At 51.1% G+C, this 19,637-nt stretch carries 22 protein-coding genes; 21 read left to right on the top strand and 1 reads right to left on the bottom strand.

The window, feature by feature from the left end; all coding sequences use genetic code 11:
- The 21 genes from BLP63_RS17355 to BLP63_RS16065 form a co-directional block, all read left to right on the top strand.
- Positions 1-174: transposase (locus tag BLP63_RS17355; RefSeq protein ID WP_170829511.1), on the top strand; the 174-nt coding region annotated here is incomplete at its 5' end.
- A 330-nt stretch (positions 175-504) separates the two neighbouring features.
- A complete protein-coding gene (locus tag BLP63_RS16160) occupies positions 505-1,569 on the top strand; it encodes an aminopeptidase P family protein (protein ID WP_278278149.1) in 1,065 nt (354 codons plus the stop codon).
- Between the two features lie 22 nt (positions 1,570-1,591).
- Positions 1,592-2,149 (top strand): elongation factor P, encoded by a 558-nt coding sequence (gene efp, locus BLP63_RS16155; protein WP_092593447.1) that lies wholly within the window; start codon positions 1,592-1,594, stop codon positions 2,147-2,149.
- Between the two features lie 97 nt (positions 2,150-2,246).
- The gene (locus tag BLP63_RS16150) at positions 2,247-2,687 is read left to right on the top strand and encodes a CD1247 N-terminal domain-containing protein (RefSeq protein WP_207646495.1); all 441 of its coding nucleotides are present in this window, start codon (positions 2,247-2,249) and stop codon (positions 2,685-2,687) included.
- A 166-nt stretch (positions 2,688-2,853) separates the two neighbouring features.
- Positions 2,854-3,243, top strand: coding sequence for an Asp23/Gls24 family envelope stress response protein (locus BLP63_RS16145; protein WP_092593445.1), 390 nt, complete (start codon positions 2,854-2,856; stop codon positions 3,241-3,243).
- A gap of 351 nt (positions 3,244-3,594) precedes the next feature.
- Positions 3,595-4,014, top strand: a complete 420-nt coding sequence (gene nusB / locus BLP63_RS16140; protein WP_092593443.1) for a transcription antitermination factor NusB — start codon at positions 3,595-3,597, stop codon at positions 4,012-4,014.
- Entirely contained in the window at positions 4,004-5,008 is a 1,005-nt protein-coding gene (locus BLP63_RS16135; RefSeq protein ID WP_092593441.1) for a tRNA (adenosine(37)-N6)-threonylcarbamoyltransferase complex transferase subunit TsaD, read from the top strand. Before nusB ends, BLP63_RS16135 begins: the two co-directional genes overlap by 11 nt.
- 81 nt (positions 5,009-5,089) lie before the next feature.
- Entirely contained in the window at positions 5,090-6,298 is a 1,209-nt protein-coding gene (gene xseA, locus BLP63_RS16130) for an exodeoxyribonuclease VII large subunit (protein WP_092593439.1), read from the top strand.
- A gap of 7 nt (positions 6,299-6,305) precedes the next feature.
- Complete coding sequence (xseB, locus tag BLP63_RS16125; RefSeq protein WP_092593437.1) at positions 6,306-6,545, top strand: exodeoxyribonuclease VII small subunit; 240 nt, start codon at positions 6,306-6,308, stop codon at positions 6,543-6,545.
- The gene (locus BLP63_RS16120; protein WP_092593435.1) at positions 6,542-7,438 is read left to right on the top strand and encodes a polyprenyl synthetase family protein; all 897 of its coding nucleotides are present in this window, start codon (positions 6,542-6,544) and stop codon (positions 7,436-7,438) included. Before xseB ends, BLP63_RS16120 begins: the two co-directional genes overlap by 4 nt.
- An 11-nt stretch (positions 7,439-7,449) precedes the next feature.
- Positions 7,450-7,893 (top strand): divergent PAP2 family protein, encoded by a 444-nt coding sequence (locus tag BLP63_RS16115; protein ID WP_092593433.1) that lies wholly within the window; start codon positions 7,450-7,452, stop codon positions 7,891-7,893.
- A 93-nt stretch (positions 7,894-7,986) separates the two neighbouring features.
- Complete coding sequence (gene dxs, locus BLP63_RS16110) at positions 7,987-9,915, top strand: 1-deoxy-D-xylulose-5-phosphate synthase (RefSeq protein ID WP_092593431.1); 1,929 nt, start codon at positions 7,987-7,989, stop codon at positions 9,913-9,915.
- Positions 9,908-10,723 (top strand): TlyA family RNA methyltransferase, encoded by an 816-nt coding sequence (locus BLP63_RS16105; protein WP_092593429.1) that lies wholly within the window; start codon positions 9,908-9,910, stop codon positions 10,721-10,723. Before dxs ends, BLP63_RS16105 begins: the two co-directional genes overlap by 8 nt.
- Positions 10,724-10,962: 239 nt before the next feature.
- Positions 10,963-11,412 carry an arginine repressor gene (locus tag BLP63_RS16100; protein WP_092593427.1) on the top strand — a complete coding sequence of 150 codons (450 nt, stop codon included), beginning with the start codon at positions 10,963-10,965 and terminating at the stop codon, positions 11,410-11,412.
- Between the two features lie 10 nt (positions 11,413-11,422).
- A complete protein-coding gene (recN, locus tag BLP63_RS16095; protein ID WP_092593425.1) occupies positions 11,423-13,081 on the top strand; it encodes a DNA repair protein RecN in 1,659 nt (552 codons plus the stop codon).
- Positions 13,082-13,103: 22 nt separating this feature from the next.
- Positions 13,104-13,886 carry a sporulation transcription factor Spo0A gene (gene spo0A, locus BLP63_RS16090; protein WP_092593423.1) on the top strand — a complete coding sequence of 261 codons (783 nt, stop codon included), beginning with the start codon at positions 13,104-13,106 and terminating at the stop codon, positions 13,884-13,886.
- A gap of 262 nt (positions 13,887-14,148) precedes the next feature.
- Complete coding sequence (gene xerA, locus BLP63_RS16085; protein WP_092593421.1) at positions 14,149-15,036, top strand: site-specific tyrosine recombinase/integron integrase; 888 nt, start codon at positions 14,149-14,151, stop codon at positions 15,034-15,036.
- Positions 15,037-15,228: 192 nt separating this feature from the next.
- Complete coding sequence (locus BLP63_RS16080) at positions 15,229-16,443, top strand: phosphopentomutase (RefSeq protein ID WP_092593419.1); 1,215 nt, start codon at positions 15,229-15,231, stop codon at positions 16,441-16,443.
- 59 nt (positions 16,444-16,502) lie between these two features.
- Entirely contained in the window at positions 16,503-17,306 is an 804-nt protein-coding gene (locus BLP63_RS16075; RefSeq protein ID WP_207646496.1) for a purine-nucleoside phosphorylase, read from the top strand.
- A 14-nt stretch (positions 17,307-17,320) separates the two neighbouring features.
- Complete coding sequence (locus tag BLP63_RS16070; RefSeq protein WP_092593417.1) at positions 17,321-18,646, top strand: pyrimidine-nucleoside phosphorylase; 1,326 nt, start codon at positions 17,321-17,323, stop codon at positions 18,644-18,646.
- Between the two features lie 97 nt (positions 18,647-18,743).
- Positions 18,744-19,235: a ferritin-like domain-containing protein gene (locus tag BLP63_RS16065; protein WP_092593415.1), complete on the top strand. Its 492-nt coding sequence runs from the start codon at positions 18,744-18,746 to the stop codon at positions 19,233-19,235.
- Between the two features lie 223 nt (positions 19,236-19,458).
- Here BLP63_RS16065 and BLP63_RS16060 read toward each other — a convergent pair whose 3' ends face one another.
- The gene (locus BLP63_RS16060) at positions 19,459-19,629 is read right to left on the bottom strand and encodes a transposase (RefSeq protein WP_330387129.1); all 171 of its coding nucleotides are present in this window, start codon (positions 19,627-19,629) and stop codon (positions 19,459-19,461) included.
- Positions 19,630-19,637 lie beyond the last annotated feature (8 nt).

Here is a 19,637-nt window from a genome sequence, read left to right as displayed (position 1 = left end):
GGCGCTTTTTCAAAGGTTAAAGATGGTCTCGCTTATGATCGGTTTCGTCGTAGGGGTATGAAAAAAATAGTGGCGGATATGATGATGGTTGCTATGGCAATAAATCTGAATAAGCTTCATAGCAAAATCCAAAACAACCAAACCGGCATTATCGAGTACAAAAAAGCAGCTTAGACCAGATATTTAAAAATACGGTGAATAGGCTTTTTTGTCGACCCTATAATTCAAGATCTCATGGATGGTTTGTCAATAAGCAAAATTATTGAAAGTCAGTAATTCCAATTGGCGTAAAAAAAGAGTTGCTGTGAAACTAAATGTTATAGTTTCGCAACAACTCCAGCTTCATTTTTTGAGGGGAGTTGGTGACCACTGCGCCATAGGCTCGGCACCTGCGAAACGCACACCTCGCCTTTCACCCATATAAAAAATGTGATATGATGAAAGCGCAAAATTGTGACCACCATTTTTTCAAGCAAACAAAATAAAGTAAAGCAGGTGACGTCCTTGTCTGATCAATTAATGAAGCGCGCGCGCAGCTTACTCTCTCAGCTGGGTGCAGATGGCCTCTTGTCCTTCAAACCGGAAAACCGCCGCTATTTCTCGGGTTTTACCGGCACCAGCGGCTACGTCCTGATCCTCCCCGAAACCCAGTGGTTCATCACGGATTTCCGGTACACTGAACAGGCCAAAGCCCAGTGCCCGGGCTACGAGATCCAGCTCCACAACACAGAGCGGCCCCTTGAGGCCATCCTAAAAGAAGCCGGCGTCAAACATCTCGCCTTTGAAGACAATTTCATGACCTACCAATTCTATAAAAACCTTTCAGATAAGCTGCCGATGGTCACCTTAACCCCCGCCGGCACAGAAATCGAAACCCTGCGCCTCGTCAAAGAGGACTGGGAAATCGACAAAATCGCAAAAGCCGCCGAAATCGCGGACAAAGCCTTCGACCACATCCAGGGCTACATCCGCCCCGGCGTCTCCGAGCGTGAAGTGGCGCTGGAGCTTGAAATCTACATGAAAAAACTGGGCGCCAGCGGCCTGTCTTTTGAAACCATTGCCGCCTCTGGCCTTCGCTCCGCCATGCCCCATGGCGTTGCCTCGGACAAGCTCATTGAAGACGGAGACTTCCTGACCCTGGACTTTGGATGCGTCTACGAAGGGTACTGCTCGGACATGACCCGGACCGTGGTCGTTGGAAAAGCGTCCGAAAAGCAAAAAAAGCTTTACAACACCGTACTCGAAGCCCAGGAAAAAGCTTTGAACGCGATTCGTGAAGGTATTAACGGCGTAGACGTTGACAAAATAGCTCGAGATGTAATATCATCTAATGGATATGGAGAATATTTCGGTCACGGTCTCGGTCACGGGGTCGGTCTCGAAATTCACGAGGAACCAAGACTGTCGCCAACCGGCACGAAAACCCTGCTGGAGAACATGGTGGTGACAGATGAGCCGGGCATTTACATCCCCGGTTTCGGCGGTGTCAGAATCGAAGACCTGGTCGTTGTCAAGAAGGACGGCTGCGTGGTCTTGAGCCATTCGCCAAAGCAATTGATTGAACTTTAATTTGTCAAAAGGGGAAATGTTCATGGTATCAGCAAGTGAATTCAGAAAAGGTATGACCTTCGAGATCAATGGCGAGCCTTTCGTCATCATTGATTTCCAGCACGTTAAGCCTGGTAAGGGCGCAGCTTTCGTCCGCACGAAGTACAAGAGCTTGATTTCCGGCGCGACCCGTGAGGAAGCGTTCAACCCGTCGGAGAAATTCCCTAAGGCGCACATTGAGACGAAAGAAATGCAGTTCCTTTATTCAGATGGTGAGCTGTACTACTTCATGGACAATGAGACCTTCGACCAGATCCCGCTTCATCACGAAGAAGTCGAAGAAGCCATCCGTTACCTTCGTGAGAACGACACGGCAACGTTAAAGTTCTACAAGGGCAAGTGCTTCCAGGTCGACGCCCCTAACTTCGTCATTCTCACCGTTGTTGAAGCTGAGCCAGGTGTCAAAGGCGACACGGCCTCCAACACGACTAAAAAAGTCAAGGTTGAGACTGGCGCTTACATTGACGTTCCGCTATTTGTAGAGGAAGGCGACAAGATCAAGATCGATACACGATCTGACGAGTACCTCTCAAGGGCGTAACCTATAAACACCGCACCACGCAACAAAGAAACTGCATCAAAGGCACCAAAGTATTTGACGTCTACCACTTATTCATTTCACAGGGAGGTTTATGAGCATGCTGTTTGAAAGAGTGTCATACTTGAAAGGACTCGCGGAAGGCCTCGAAATCGAGAAGAATTCGAAGGAAGGCAAGCTCCTGAAGGAGATCATAAGCGTCCTTGAAGACATCGTCTACGAGCTGGACGATCTCCAGGAAAACGTCGACGAGATCGACGAGTTTGTCGAAGCGTTGAGCGACGACGTCGCGGACATTGAAGAAACTCTCGAGGATATTGATGATGAATTCGATTCCTTCGAATGTCCGGACTGTGGCGAAGAAATCCTGATCGCTGAGGAAGAGTTCGACGAAAATGGCTGTGCAGAAATCGTCTGCCCAGGCTGCGGCAACGAATTTGTTGTCTGTGACGAAGACGAGTGCGACAGCTGCTGTGGCTGTGGCTTCGACGACGAAGAAGATGACGACATGGAAGAAATTGATGAGGTGGAAAGCGAGTAAGCTTCGCCGAATCCTTGCTCTATGGCAGTAAAACTGCCGGGAGTAACCAAAAGCATTTGCAAGATTAAAATCTTGGGGCCGTGGGCTGATGCACCGCGGCCTTTTTGTTTGTACTTCTCAATGCATTTTTGGTATAATGAGCTCGTATACGATTGGAGGATTGGGCATGACTGAAAATACTCAGCTTGATGAACTCGAATATGGCAACGTCAATATATCGGATGACGTAATTGGCATCATCTCCTCGATCGCTGCGGCGGAAATCACCGGCATCAGCGGTCTCAGCGGAAAAATCACAGAAGATCTCGTGGAAATGCTCGGTAAAAAGAATTTTTCCAAAGGCGTTAAGGTAGAAATCAAAGAGGACAAGGTTGAAATTGACCTTAATCTGATCGTCGACTATGGGGTCAAGATCCCGGATGTTTCCTGGAAGGTGCAGGAGAATGTCAAAACTGCTGTAGAGTCCATGACAGGGTTAAAAGTCCTCGCGGTCAACGTCCACGTCAACGGCATCAACCTCAAGAAAAAAGAAGAAGCTCCGGCGAAAGCCGAGTAATAAAGCTCAAGATATTCTTCAAGCACTAAACTTTATACACTAAAATAAACGAAGCTTGATCACTGAGATGCGGCCGCGATTTGCTTAAAACCTGAGCAACTGCGGCCGGACAGAAGCTTTTTATCCTGCAGGCGTGCACAGCACGTACAAGATTCGCCAAGGTGTTTGCAACCGGCAAACGTCAAGGCGAATTTTTGCCGCTTTTCTTTTCGTCCATTTTGAGCTGGTTTATTCACCAAAACACGCTAAAAAAAGGCGACTTGTTTGAAAGCCGCAGAAGCTGCCGCGCACCTTCCCGCAACGGATAAAGCGCCGTCCCAGCTCGAGTGACATTACGGAGGCTCAACAGTTATGAGCAGAAAAATCGCACGCGAAATCGCCATGAATGTTCTGTATCAAATGGCCATTCATGAGGACTACGCGTCAAAATCCTTTGAAAACTATATGACCGAAAACTTGACGGAAGCAGATGATTTCAGGTATGTTTCCAGTGTTGTGAATGCCTTCGCGGACCATCACGAAACCATTGACATTGCCATCACAAAATACCTGAAGGGCTGGACCTTTGACCGGCTGGCCAAGCTGGACCTCTCCATTCTCAGACTTGCGGCAACGGAGATCTTCTTCATTGAAGAAGTCAGCACGGCGGTCGCAATCAACGAAGCTGTCAATCTGGCGAAGCGCTTCTCTGATGACGAGACGCCGGGCTTCGTCAACGGCGTCTTGGGAGAAATGGTCCGTCACGAAGAAGTGACGCCGCATGAAGGCTAAGTCAGCATTCCTCGGCATAGACACCAGCGCTTATACGACGTCTGTGGCAGTGGTGGATGAAGACGGTGTTTGCCTTTCAGACGCAAGGAGACTTCTGGAGATCAAAACCGGTGAAAGGGGCTTAAGGCAATCTGAAGCCTTTTTTCAGCATGTCAATCATTTGCCGGAGCGCCTGGAGCAGGCGCTTATGGATGCCAGCCGGCCTCAATTGTCCGCAATTGCCGTCAGCAGAGCACCCCGTGACGTCGAAGGCAGCTATATGCCCGTCTTTCAGGCCGGGGTACGGATCGCGGAGAGCTTATCCATCACCCTTGGCATTCCCCTTTACAGAACGACGCATCAGGATGGCCACCTCATGGCGGGCTGTCAGTCTCATCCGGTGCTGCTGGAACGTCCATTTCTCGCCGTCCATTTATCTGGAGGCACAACGGAGATTCTGGTCTGCCGCTATGTGGGAAAAGGCTTTCAAGCAAAGCTCGTGGGGGGCTCCAAGGATCTCAGCTTTGGACAGCTCATTGACCGGGTAGGCGTACGGCTTGGCTTGCCATTTCCTGCCGGAAAAGCCATGGAAGCCCTCATTCTTGAAGGGGAGACCGCTGAGAACGTGGTATTTAAACCCAGCGTTTTCCCAAAGGTGAGGCCAAGCGCATGGTTCAACCTCTCAGGTCTTGAAAATAAAGCTTACAGTCTGCTGGAAGCGGGTGAAACCCCCGCACAGGTCGCCGCCGGACTTATGGATTGTCTGTCAAGAACTTTGATGGAGGCGCTTCGCTGCGTTCAGAGCACCCTCGACTGTGGTGATATAAAGGACGTCCTGATCATAGGCGGCGTCGCCTCGAATCTCAGACTCAGAGCTGACCTTGAGCAAGGCCTCAGGAAAATGAAGCCCTGCCCGCTGAACGCGCGCTATGCCAGCGTGGCGGCTTCCAGCGACAACGCCATAGGTGTCGCGCTCATTGCAAAAGCCTGTTATCAGCAAGGAGAGACAGAATAAGGAATTTCATTAAAGAATAGCTTCAAAGATAAATCCAGAGACATGATCCAGTCATCAAGAAGACGGAGGTGACCTGTTCCAATGAAGCTCAGACCCTTAAAGGTCGCTGAAGTCAACAATTACATCAAACAGCTTATGAACCGGGATCCCATCCTGCACCACCTGACGGTGGAAGGGGAGATCTCCAACTTCAAAAAACATACCAGCGGTCATCTCTACTTCACTCTGAAGGACGGCGACGCCCGTCTCAGCTGCGTCATGTTCCGCTCGGATGCGGTCCTCAGCCCGCTGGACCTTAAAGACGGCATGATGGCGGCTTGTACCGGCAACATTTCCATTTACGAACGGGACGGCCGCTACCAGCTCTATGTCCGCAGCGTCGAGCGCCTTGGTGTTGGGGACCTCTATCAGCGCTTTGAAGCGCTTAAGGCAGAGCTGGCTGCCCTTGGCTATTTTGACGAGAAATACAAAAAGCCCATTCCAGAGCTGCCGGAGCGCATTGCCGTAGTCACTTCGCCTACAGGCGCCGCGATCCAGGACATTCTCAATGTGGGCTTCAGGCGTTCAAGGCTGCCGGAGGTCATCCTCCTTCCCGCTTTGGTGCAGGGAGAAGGTGCTGCGGCGTCAATAGCCCTGGCCATTCGTTACGCAAGCGAAAAGCGTCTCGCGGATGTGCTCCTTATTGGCCGGGGTGGGGGTTCCATTGAGGAGCTTTGGGCCTTTAACGAACGGGTGGTGGCAGAGGCCATCCATGACTCTGAAATTCCAGTTGTCTCGGCCGTTGGCCATGAGACGGACTTTACAATATCGGACTTTGTGAGCGATATGCGGGTACCGACACCATCGGCAGGGGCTGAGCTCTTGTTTCCCAGCGACAAAATGCTGCTGGGCGAGCTGGAGGCCTACCGGAACCGCATGCACGCCAAAATCACCGCCAGGCTCATGACCATGCGCCACGAAATCGAGCGGCATTCGCCGGCTTCTGAGCTCAAACGGCTTCAAGACGGCCTGAATCAGAAGCGGATGACCCTCGACTATGAGCGGGACCACCTGGAGCAGAGTCTCCAGAAGCGCCTGCGGGCAGAGAAAACGGCCTTGTCAGAGCTTGGTGCCGCGCTGAACGCACTTTCACCACTTGGGGTTCTTGGAAGGGGCTACGCGGTCCTGACGGACAGCACTGGAAAAGCAGTGGATGAAGTTTCAAAGGTTCGAACCGGTCAAAAGCTCAGAGCCAAGCTCAGAGACGGGGTCCTGGACGTTACCGTTGATGAAATAACAAAGGAGGCGTGACAAAACCATGCCTAAAGCAGCAAAAGATAAGTCCACCCTTGAGGAAAAGCTCGAGGCGCTCAGAAAAATCACCGCGTCACTTGAGAAAGGGGATCAGCCCCTGGACAAAGCCCTTGTGGAATTCGAGGCTGGCATTGCGATTTACCGTGAATGTCTCAGCATGATCGAAGAAGCCGAGCGGCGTGTCAGAATTCTCACCGGGGAGGAACTGAAGCCCTTTGAAGAAACCACGGAGGTGGGAGAATGACTCAATTTCTGAAGCAGTATGAAGCCAAAGCGGGACAGATGGATACCTACCTGAACTGCTATTTCATAAGAAGCGACAACAAATTTATTGAAAAGATCAATAAGGCCATGCGGTATAGCCTGACGGCATCCGGCAAGCGGATCAGACCCGTGCTGCTCATGGAGTTCTGTAAGCTCTTTGGTGGTACTGAAGAGGATGCCATGGACTTTGCGGCTTCCATTGAAATGATTCATACCTATTCCCTCATTCACGACGACCTGCCTGCCATGGATAACGACGACCTTCGCAGAGGAAGGCCTACGAATCACATTGTCTTTGGAGAAGCGACAGCCATTCTGGCAGGGGACGCGCTCCTGAACTACGCTTATGAGAACATGCTCAACAAAGCCCTTCAGGATCCTGCAAAAATGCAGCGGTACGTCCACGCGGCGAAAATCATTGCTGAAAAATCAGGTTGCAGGGGGATGATCCTGGGCCAGGTGGCGGACATTATGTGCGAGGGTGAAACTATTGGTGTGGAAACCTTGGACTATGTCAATTTGCATAAGACAGGGGATCTGATCAAGGCAGCCATGATGGCCGGTGCCGTCATAGGCGGGGCAGACAGGGAAGCCCTGGGCAAGGTGGAACAAATTGGTCTCAATATAGGGATGGCTTTTCAGATTGTGGACGACATCCTGGATCTTGAAAGCACCACGGCAGCCATGGGCAAACCAAGGGGCAGTGACCTGCGCAACGACAAAACCACCTATCCTATGCTCCTGGGCACAGACATCTCAAAAAAAATTATCAAAGAGCGTGTTGACCATGCGATTTCACTGCTCCACGAGCTTGGCGGGGACACGGCCTTCCTCGAGGCGCTGTTCCAATACCTTTGCTATAGGGATAAATAAGGGGTGAAGCTATGTCCTTTTTTCCAGGTATCGCAAGCAACAGAATGTTTCAAGTGGCCTTTGTCAGCTGGTTCATTGCCCAGGTGCTGAAGGTCATCCTGACGCTGATCACGGACCGCAAGCTCAACCTGTACCGCATGATTGGCTCCGGGGGAATGCCTAGCTCCCACAGCTCTCTGGTCATGGGGCTTTCAACGGCAATTGGCCTTTATTTAGGCTGGGATTCTCCGCTTTATGCCGTTGCGCTGGTCACCAGTCTCGTGGTTATGTATGATGCCAGCGGCGTCCGGCGGGCAGTTGGCATTCAGGCGGCCATTCTCAATCAAATTATTGAGGATGCTTATCAGCACAAGCCCTTCAGCCAGGATAAACTCAAGGAGCTCATTGGGCATACGCCTTATGAGGTATTCGCTGGCGCCATTTTAGGGATTGTCGTGGCGAATGTTATGATTTAATGCCATGACACGTTTAATTATCAACTTAAACCTGTTTTCAGCCAGGGACTTTCGCCCTGGCCAATTCTGTCTTATCTGAAAGGTCTGACGCACATGCGACATCTCGATAGTATAAAGTCCCCGGCAGACTTGAAAGGTCTCTCCGAGGCAGATCTAAAAATCCTGGCGATTGAAATTCGCCAGTTTCTGCTCGAATCCCTGTCAAGGACCGGTGGCCATTTATCTTCCAACCTGGGCATTGTCGAGCTGACTATAGCCCTTCATAAGATCTTTGACTCTCCTGAGGACAAGATCATTTTTGACGTGGGCCATCAAGGCTATGTCCACAAGCTGCTGACCGGACGCATGGATCAGTTCCCAACACTGCGCCAGCTGGACGGCATGAGCGGCTTTTTGAAGCGCTCCGAATCCGAACACGACGCTTTCGAAGCAGGGCACAGCAGCACCTCGCTGTCCGCGGCTCTGGGCTTTGCCAAAGCCCGTTCCTTAAAGGGCACAAAGGAGCATGTGATCGCTGTGATTGGCGACGGAGCCCTTACCGGCGGCATGGCCTTTGAAGCACTGAACCACATTGGACACGACCGTGAAAAAGTCATCATCATTCTCAATGACAACGAAATGTCGATCTCCGAAAACGTAGGAGGTCTTTCCAAATATCTCGACCGAATCCGTACCAGCAATAATTATTACAAGCTCAAAGGGGAAACAGAGTTCATTCTGAGCAAAGTTCCCGGCGTGGGCGGCGCCATGGCCAGAGGCCTCAAGCGACTCAAGGGCTCCATCAAGTACTTCTTCGTACCGGGGATGCTCTTTGAGGATCTTGGCATCACCTACATTGGTCCTGTTGATGGCCATGATCTCCCGGCTTTGATTCACTCACTTGACCGGGCCAAGGAAGCCAATGACGGTCCAATTTTGATTCACGTCCTGACACGTAAAGGCAAAGGCTTTATGCCCGCGGAGCTTGACCCTGACAAATACCACGGCGTCGGAAAGTTTTCCCTGTCAAAGGGAGTCACAGAGCTGCCAGCTGCCAAAACGCTGTCGCAGACGTTTGGTGACAAGCTGACAGCCCTTGCCGGGGAGGACGAACGGATTATAGCCCTGACGGCCGCCATGTGCGACGGTACTGGCCTGGAAGGCTTCAGGGCCCGCTATCCAAAGCGTTTCTTTGATGTGGGTATAGCGGAGCAGCATGCTGTGACCTTATCCGCTTCGCTGGCCTGCGCCGGTATGAAGCCGGTGTTCGCGGTCTACTCCACTTTCCTTCAGCGGGCCTATGACCAGGTCCTCCATGACGTCTGCATCCAGAATGCCAATGTTACGCTGGCTATTGACCGGGCAGGTCTGGTGGGCCAGGACGGCGAGACTCATCACGGCATGTTTGACCTTTCCTTCCTGCAGCCGCTTCCAAACATGACCATTTATTCCCCAAAAGACGCCCCAGAACTTGAGGCGACCCTGTCCCATATCATGAGACGCGAAGCAGGTCCTGTTGCGATCCGCTATCCTCGGGGTGTCGCTGTGACGCTCCTGCCTTTTGAAGGCGCACCTGACGCACCCCAACTTGAACGTTGCGAAGGTGACGATTTTGCGCTCATTGCCGTTGGCAATGTCTTTGCCAATGGTCTTGAGGCCTATGAACGCCTCTCCGCTTTGGGCTTCAGGGGCAGACTGATCAATCCGAGGATTCTTAAGCCTTTGCCAGTGGATGCCTTAACTGAAGCCATTGGTGACACCACAGCTATATTTACTTTGGAGGACAACGTCCTCACCGGCGGTTTTGGCGAACGCATTACCTTGGCCCTGGACCCGCAGCGCTGCAATGTTGTCAATTTTGCTGTTCCAGATCACTTCGTTGAGCACGGCACAATTCAGCAGCTTCATGAGCGTCTTGGCCTTTCCGGCAAACGGGTGGCCCAAAGGATTCAACAGAGTTTGGTGACGCGTAACATGAAGAGCCACAGCGCTTCGAACAGCCGTGCTCCAGAAACGGCAGCAAACGGGGTGGACTATGAGTAAGACACGACTGGATGTACGACTTGTAGAAGAAGGTTATTTTGAATCCCGCGAGAAAGCCAAAGGCGCCATCATGGCCGGCATTATTCTGGTGGATGGACAGAGGGTCGACAAAGCAGGTACCTTGATTAAAGATACTTCTATGGTTGAAATGAAGGGTAACGGGCTTAAGTATGTCAGCCGCGGCGGCTTGAAGCTTGAAAAGGCTATTGAAGCCTATGGTCTTGATCTCACGGGGAAACGCTGCATGGATATTGGGGCGTCCACGGGAGGCTTCACCGACTGCATGCTGCAAAACGGCGCGGCGCTGGTTTACGCCGTGGATGTAGGCTATGGACAGCTGGACTGGAAACTGCGCAGCGACGAGCGCGTCGTCAACATGGAACGGACCAACGCCCGGCATTTGACCCTTGAAAGCGTTGACAACATGCCTGTTGACTTTATCTCTGTGGACGTGGCGTTTATCTCCCTGAAGCTGATCTTTCCCGTGATGACTGCGCTTCTGAGCACACGCGGAGAAACGGTCTACCTGATCAAGCCCCAGTTTGAGGCGGGACGGGAATCCGTGGGCAAGCATGGCGTGGTACGGGATCCGGCAATACACGAGCAGGTCCTTCGCAGCGTAGTCAGCGAGGCAGAAAAAATGGGACTTTATACGGTGAAGCTTACTTATTCTCCTATTAAGGGGCCAAAGGGAAATGTGGAATTTTTATGCTATGCCTCCCGTGACGAAAACAGAGAAGACCTGCTAAAGGTTGATGACCACTACATTTCAAACCTGGTGAAAGAGACGCATCAGACACTTGGATAACTCATAAATAAAAATATTTACAAAAAAATTAAAAAATATTTTATGCAAAAGAAGGAAATTTATACGTAGACAGCGAATAACCAAAGGCATCCTAAAACTGCTGAAAATGTCGGTGACCAACGACGCCGTATCAGATCCCCTGGAGAGAATCCGCCCCGGGGCAAGAAATTATTTGAATCCATTCAAAAGCGCGGAGTTTTCAGCAATTTTTGTGTGACACATTGATAGGGGGGCTTGAATTGAAATATTCAAGACATGCCAAAATTCTCGAGCTGATCGAAAGCAATGAAATTGAAACACAGGAGGATCTCGCCAATAGTTTGAGACAGTCCGGCTTCAATGTCACTCAAGCAACAGTTTCAAGGGATATCAAAGAACTGCGGTTGATTAAGGTGTTGACCCGGGAAGGGAAATATAAATACGCCACAATCAAGCAGCAGGAAAGCGTCGTCACAGACCGCTTCATGAAGCTTTTCAAGGACTCTGTGCTCTCCATTGACCACGCAGGCAACATGATCATCATCAAGACTTTAATTGGCGCTGCCAACGCGGCTGCTGCAGCCATTGACGCCGTAGATCTCAAAGAGGTCGCAGGAACGATTGCCGGAGACGACACCATCTTCCTGGTCATCCGGGATGGCTATGAAATGGATGATGCGCTGGAAGTATTCAGAAATATGACAAAGTAGAGGATTTCAGATGCTGAAACAGCTCTATCTGGAAAATTTTTTGATCATAGAACAAGCCTCCGTCAATTTTGGCGAAGGCTTAAACGTCATTACGGGCGAAACAGGTTCAGGAAAATCCATGATCTTTGAGGCTATTGGTCTTTTACTGGGCGGGAAGGGCGGCCGGGATTATATTCGTACCGGCGCGGACAAGCTGCTCCTGGAGGGCGTTTTTGAAGTGCGCTCTGAGGCCCTCGACCTGCAGCTCCGTGAGATGGGTTATGACCTTGAGGAGGGGGACCTCTTTCTCTCCCGTGAAATTTCAGAGTCAGGAAAATCCATCTACCGTCTGGGTGCGCGCATGGTGCCCGCCGGCGTCGTCAAAGCCTTGGCGGACAGCCTTGTGGATATTTCCGGACAGCACGAGCATCAGATGCTGCTGTCCCCTTCGAATTACATTTCTCTCATTGATGAATTTGGACAGGAGACTTTGAACCCATTTCTTTCAGAGGTCTCTGAAGCGGCCAGCGCTGTATTTTCTCTTGAAACCGCGCTCAAGCAGTTTGACATGGACCCGTCCGAAGTCGCCAGACGCATGGACTTCCTCCAGTATCAGCTTGAAGAACTGGATGAGGCGGCCCTGAAAGAAGGGGAAGAAGAGGCGCTGGAGGAAACCTACAGCGCAATGAAGCATTTTGAACGCATTGCTTTGCTGGTAAGTCAGATTGAGGCTGATGCCCTTTCTGAGGATGGTTATCTGAGCCAAATTTCAAAAACCCGGCGCCAGCTGGAGGAGCTATCTCAGCTGCAGCACCGCTGGAGCAGCCTGGCTGAGCAGCTGGAGGAGGGGTATTTGACCCTGGAAAGCGCCATTCACGACCTGGTAGGCAGCTTCGATCCTTCTGAGCAGCCGGAGGAACAGGAAATTGCCAAAATCGAATCCCGTATGGCGCAGATTTTTGATCTGAGGCGCAAATATGGCGGGACGATCCAGGAAATTTTGACATCCTATAAAGCAATGAAAGCTGAGCTGGATTCCCTCGCGTATTACAATGATGAAAAAGCAGCACTGCAAATAAAGCATGAAACCGCGCTGAAGCACTATCATAAGCTGGACGAAGCGCTCACCGGAGCGCGCCAGACTACAGCAGAGCACTTTTCCAAAGCCCTTCACAAAGAACTCCTCAGCCTTGGGTTTGAAGGCCTGAAGCTTGAGCTGACGGCTGTTCACGGGACAACCGTCAGGAGCACAGGCAGCGCGCACATTCAGTGGCTGATTGCCACAAATCCCGGCGAGCCCCTCAAAGAGCTCAGAAAAATTGTCTCCGGCGGAGAGCTCTCCCGCATCATGTTGGCTGTCAAACTGGTCAACCGTCATGCCCGTTATGCCAGTACCCAGATCTTTGATGAAATTGATTCAGGAATCAGCGGGAGGACGGCATCACGGGTCGCGGAAAAACTGGTTCAAATTGCGGAGGACAACCAGGTCATCCTGGTAACCCATCTTCCTCAAATTGCATCAAAAGGGAATGCCCACTTCGTCATTGAAAAGAAAGTAGATCAGGACCGAACCTTCACCAAGGTCCATCAGGCCTCCGGCGAGCAGCGGGTCGAAGAGATTGCCCGCATGATTGGCGGCGGCGAAGTCAATGATACAGCACTTGAGCACGCACGGTCCTTGCTGACCTAAAGTTAAAAGGAGCTTGGCGCGTATGACAGATAAAGTTAAGATTTTACTTGTAGACGACAATCAAAACTTCATAGAGCTTTTAAAGGACAGGATTGAGTTTAGTGATACCTTTGAGGTTATAGGCGAAGCCGGCAACGGGGAAAAAGCCCTGGAGCTGATGCTTGAGCTGAGGCCGGAGATTGTGATCCTGGACATGATCATGCCTGTACTGGACGGCCTGGGAGTTCTTGAGCGCTTTAATCAAGCCGGCACAGAGGGCTACAAACCCAAAATCATTATCCTGTCAGCCATAGGTCAGGACTCCCTCACCAGTCAAGCCATAGGCCTTGGAGCGAAGTACTATATGGTTAAGCCCATTGATTTTGATCTCCTCATTGAGCGCCTGGAACAAATTATTCATGAAGAAGAAAATCTCGCTGTCTCTGCCGCGCCGGTGGACGATTATATACTGCAGCGCAGGATCACAGAAGTCCTTCAGATGCTTGGGGTTCCACCTCATATTAAAGGCTTTGTCTATTTGCGGGATGCCGTCGCAATGGTGTTTGAAGATGAAAGCCATCTCATGCGAATCACCAAGTCCCTTTATCCGGGAATCGCGGCACGTCATGACTCGACGCCTCAGCGGGTGGAACGGTCTATACGCAACGCCGTGGAGCTGACATTCCAGCGGGGCTCAAAAGAGCTTTTCGCGAACTTTTTCAACATTACGGTTCCACTTTCAGAGGGACGCATTACAAACGGCGAATTTATAGCCTACATTTCGAATTATGTCCGCAATGAGAACCGTCACGAGTCCAGCAGCTAATTATTTTCTGTAAAACCTTTGTGCCTTATGTCTTGAACTCTGTCACCAAGAGGTCTATACTATTTATAAAGGTTCTGAAAAAGAGCCAACGCACCAGGCCCTTCAAACATCCAGAAATTGCTGTAATGATGCTTTATCATTTGTATCCAGGCGGCTGTTGCTGTAAAGTAAAGCTGCCAATTCAACAAGCGCTAACAGAAATTTAACAACACTGTCGCTTCATCCATTCCGTCGCCGCCAGCGACATGTCTGAGGGGTAATTATGAAAATCCATGTGAAGCACTTCATCCACCATATTGAAAACGAAAGACAGCTTTCACCCAATACTCTGGAAGCCTATACCCGGGATCTCAGGGATATGGTAGATTTTTTTGAGTCAAAGGGCTTAAATGACATTGAAGAAGTCAAAACCCAAGACATGCAGACCTTCATCCAGCATCTCGACGCACTGGGCAAATCTGCGTCGACCCAGTCCAGAGTCCTCGCGACACTGCGTACCTTCTTTGACTATCTTCAGGACAATAAAATTGTAGAACACAATCAGGCAAAAAAACTTAAGCGTCCCAAGTTTGAAAAGAAGCTGCCTGAGATTATGACAGAAAACGAAGTGGAACGGCTTCTGGCAGAGCCTTCGGACCATTCACCCATAGGCCTCAGGGACAAGGCCATGCTGGAGCTCCTTTATTCTACAGGGCTGCGGGTCTCCGAACTCATTTCAATCAATTTGGAGGATATCAATTTAAATCTGGGCTACATACGCTGCCGCAGCGGAAATTCCGTCCGCGTGGTACCTATTGGAAAAACCACGGCTGAAGCCCTGGACCGTTATTTAAAAATTGGTCGGGAGAAGATTTGCCGCAGGGGTGTCATCTGTGATGAATCCGCTTTTGTAAACAATGCCGGGCAACGGTTGACCCGTCAGGGGTTCTGGAAGCTGATCAAAAAGTACACGGATCAGGCAGGCATCAAGAAGACTATAACCCCACACACTTTGAGGCATTCCTTCGCCGTACATATGATTGAAAGCGGGGTAGAGCTGAAAGCCGTCAAAGAGATGCTGGGACATTCGGATTTGACCTCAACGCAGCTGTATACCGCCGTCAAGCAAGATATGGCGAACAGCGCGAGGAAGAATACAAAGAAGTCTTGAAGTTCACCTTTTGTAATTTTATTAAGAAAGAGAGGCCTGCGCGGGTGCGTGGGCCTTTTTAGATGGATGAAAAGAAGAACTGCTTAACGCAATAGGAAGCAAATATACAGCATTCAACACTCTTCTGTTAGCGCGGGGCTATTCAAGGGTATGATAATATAGGCATTCAGATTTAAAAGATGAGGTGATTTTATGACACATAAAGTGCATACGAATAAGCCAACAGCACCGGGACCTGTCAAGCGCGTGATCCTGTTTGTCCTCGACAGCGTTGGTATAGGGGCGCTGCCGGACGCCGGAGAATTTGGTGACACCGGCGCCAACACCCTGAAGAGCCTTTTGGCCTCAGGCCCTGAGGTCAAGCTCCCAAACCTGATCAAGCTGGGCCTTGGCCATATTGAGGGCGTGGATTATGTCCCCCGCACGCAAGCCCCCGCTGCCGCCTTTGGCCGCATGAGCGAGCTGTCAAATGGGAAGGATACCACCACAGGCCACTGGGAAATTGCCGGCTTAAAAATTTCAGAGCCCTTCCAGACGTTTCCGGATGGTTTCCCGCCCCACATCATCAACGCCTTCGAGGCGCAAACAGGCCGCAAAGCCCTCTGCAACAAGCCGGCCTCCGGTACGGAAGTCATAGAGACCTTTGGCAAAGAACACATGGAAACAGGCAACCCCATTGTCTACACTTCAGCGGACAGTGTGTTCCAAATTGCCGCCCATGAGGAAGTCGTGGGTCTCGAAGAGCTCTACCGCATGTGTGAGATTGCCAGGGAGATTCTCAGAGGCAAAGATCAGGTGGCAAGGGTCATTGCCCGTCCGTTCGTTGGAAAGCCTGGTGCCTTTACAAGGACCTCCAACCGCCGGGACTATTCGCTGAAACCTTTTGCGCCTACTGTGCTGGATAAAGCTATGGACGCAGGCTATGATGTCCAGGCAGTGGGTAAAATCCACGACATCTTTAACGGACAGGGCATTACCGAGGAGGTTCACACCAAAGATAATATGGATGGTATAGACAAGACCCTGGATTATTTGAAAACGGATTCAACAGGGATCATTTTTACCAATCTTGTGGATTTTGACGCGAAATTTGGCCACAGACGGGACGCTGAAGGCTACCGGCTGGCACTGGAGGCTTTTGATCAAAGACTCCCGGAACTCCTTGACGCTATGAAGCCGGAAGACCTTTTGATCCTTCTCGCGGATCACGGCAACGATCCCGGATTTAAAGGCAGTGACCATACCCGGGAATATGTGCCGCTTCTGGTGACAGGTCACTATGTCAAAGAGGGTACGGCCCTTGGGACCAGGGAGACCTTTGCAGACATTGCCCAGACCACAGCGGAAATCCTTGGACTCGAGGCTATGTCTTTGGGCCGGAGCCTTGCCAAAGAAATTTTAAAGTGATCATGATGGGTTTATGATTAGGTTGAGGAGGACTATTTGTGAAGGTGAGTTATGAGATCATGGAAGCGGCGGCACAGGCGCTGAAAGCAAAAATAAGCAAGACGCCAGAGGTGGGGCTAATTTTGGGCAGTGGCCTTGGCAGCCTTGCTGACGAGATTGAAAATCCGGTTTTTATTCCTTATGACACTTTAGAGGGCTTCCCGGTCTCGACGGTGGAAGGTCACGCGGGCCGCTTTGTCATAGGCGACTTCGAAGGCCGCAGTGTTATTGCCATGCAGGGCCGGTTCCACTATTATGAGGGCTACGACATTACGGCAGTGGCCATGCCAGTGTACGTCATGAAGCTTATGGGCGTGACGCATCTGCTGCTTACCAACGCGGCAGGGGGTGTCAACACCGGCTATGAGCCAGGGGACTTGATGCTGATTGAAGACCACCTGAACCTGTCCGGACATAACCCGCTGATTGGACCGAACGACGAGCGGTTTGGACCGCGTTTCCCGGACGCATCTGAGGTTTATGACAAAGCGCTAAATTCAAAGATCCGGGCGCTGGCCAAGGCTATGGACATCCGGCTGCAGCGCGGGGTTTATGCCATGTCGCCGGGACCGTCCTATGAAACGCCTGCGGAAGTCCGAATGGCCAGAGCTCTGGGCGCGGACGCGGTAGGCATGTCCACGGTGCCGGAAGCGCTGGTGGCAAACCACTGTGGCATCAAAACCGTAGGGATTTCCTGCATCACCAATATGGCCGCCGGGATACTGGACCAACCGCTGCATCACGGCGAAGTCGTTGAGACGGCGGAGCGCGTGAAGGCAACCTTTACAGCGCTGGTCAAAGCCGTGGTGCCAGTACTGAAGTAGAGGGAGGACTTACCATGCGCATGTACGACATTATTCATAAAAAGCGCGACGGCGGTGCACTGACCAAGGAGGAAATTCGTTTTTTTGTCGAGGGCTACACAAAAGGGGAGATTCCGGATTACCAGGTCTCCGCGCTTCTGATGGCTATTTTTCTTAATAAGATGGATCGACGGGAAACGGTGGACCTGACAGAAGCCGTGATGCATTCCGGGGATACCGTAGATTTGTCTTCTATCAACGGACTCAAAGTGGACAAGCATTCCACCGGTGGTGTCGGAGACAAGACCACGATTCTTCTTGGACCTATGGTTGCAGCCTGCGGCGTGCCTGTCGCCAAGATGTCCGGTCGGGGACTGGGCCACACCGGAGGCACACTGGACAAACTGGAATCCATAGGCGGCTTCATGGTGGAGGTCTCTTCGGAGGACTTTATAAGGCAGGTCAATGAAGTAGGCCTTGCGGTTATAGGCCAGTCGAAGAACATTGCGCCTGCGGACAAAAAGCTTTACGGACTGCGGGATGTTACCGCAACGGTAGACGACGTCAGCCTGATCGCGGCCAGCGTCATGAGTAAGAAGCTGGCCGCGGGCAGTGATGCCATAGTCCTGGATGTCAAGGTGGGTAGCGGGGCTTTTGTCAAGACTATTGACGGGGCCATTGAACTTGGACAGATCATGGTGGATATTGGTGACGGCATGGGCCGGGCTGTGATCGCGGTGATCACCGGGATGGATCAGCCACTGGGCTACGCCGTGGGCAATGCCTTAGAAGTTAAGGAAGCTATTGCGACGCTTAGGGGCGAAGGCCCTCAGGATCTCAGGGAGCTTTGTCTGAGGCTGGGAGGCATGATGGTTTATCTTGGCGGCAAAGCGAAAACACCAGAGGAAGGCTCTGAGCTGGTCCTTGATGCGCTGCGCAGCGGCGCCGCTTTTGAGAAGCTGAAAGCCTTTGTGGCGGCACAGGGCGGGGATGTCTCCCAAATTGAGTCGCCGGAGCTTCTACCAGGGGCCAAGATCATTGAGCCGGTTCTCTCACTGAAGAGCGGGCACGTGGCTCACATTCAGTCTGACGAGGTAGGTATCAGCGCCACTATTTTGGGCGCAGGACGGGAAACTCTGGAAAGCGTTATTGATCACGGCGCTGGCATTGTGCTGGTCAAAAAAGTAGGAGACGCGGTGAAGCAGGGCGAGGTTCTGGCCTACCTCCACACCAACAGCGATCAGCGCCTTGAGGAGGCCAGAGAACGGCTTCTGGGGGCCTATGAGATCCAGGCTGAGGATGTGCCTGTCCCTAAGCTGATCCATGCCATCGTGCGCAAGGACGGCGTTGTGAGGTATTAGTTGTGAAGTATTAAAGGGATGTTTTAAAAGATTTGGAAGCTTTAAGACCATTTAGTCAAAAGACAACATCATTTTATTACTCGAGGGAGGGTTATGAATGAAGGATCAAGAGCTTAAAATCATTCAAACAGCAATTATCAACGAACTGGAAGGCTATGAGTTTTATAAGATGGCCCACGAAAAAACCGAGGATCCGTCTGTCAAAGCCGCTTTTCTGACCTTGGCAGAGGAAGAGAAAAAGCACATTGATTGGCTGAAGGAGCTGTTTGAAAAGGTCAGGGACAGCGACGAGGATGTTCTGAAGCTGTCCATGATGGACAACCCGCCAAGCCCGGATATTTTCAAGTGGGAGAATCTGGACCGCACCAGTGCCAGCCTTGCGGTGTCTGTATTTGGCATAGGCATTCAGATGGAGCGCATGTCTGTGGAATTTTACGAGAATGCGGCTAAGCGGTCTGAGATCACGGCTGCCCGTTCACTTTTCGATACTTTGGCCAAATGGGAGAAGGTTCACCTGGATATGTTCTCCAGCGAATATGACAAGCTTCAGAATACCTGGTGGGTCGACCAGGGCTTTGCGCCGTTTTAGTTAAAATAGAGGGGCGCTGTGACGCAAAGTTGTGAGACAAACGATTAAAGCCGCATCCGGCACTGCCGGACGCGGCTTTTTTAGGCTCTAAGTCAATAGTTGGGGTGGGGATTCTTTGAATCCCTGCTCCTTTAATGTTTAGAGGGTATTTTAGTAATCGATTGTCAACGAACGAATTATGGGCATGACAAAAAGGCCAGCAGTGTAAAACAGCCAGTTAAATCTACCTGCACATGTGAAGAATTCTGTTTCTGAATCTCATAAAGTTTCTCACGCCATAACTGATGCGTTTCAAGACTTTGATTTTATTGTTGAATCCTTCTGTACAGCCATTGGTATAGCCATACTTGAAGGCGTTGAGGATCTCCTTGCTCCAGTTCCTGAACGCTGTAATACAAGCCT

The organism is Acidaminobacter hydrogenoformans DSM 2784, assembly GCF_900103005.1.
GTDB lineage: Bacteria > Bacillota > Clostridia > Peptostreptococcales > Acidaminobacteraceae > Acidaminobacter > Acidaminobacter hydrogenoformans.
Note: the sequence above shows the minus strand (reverse complement) of the source record. Positions and strands in the feature narration are given on the sequence as shown.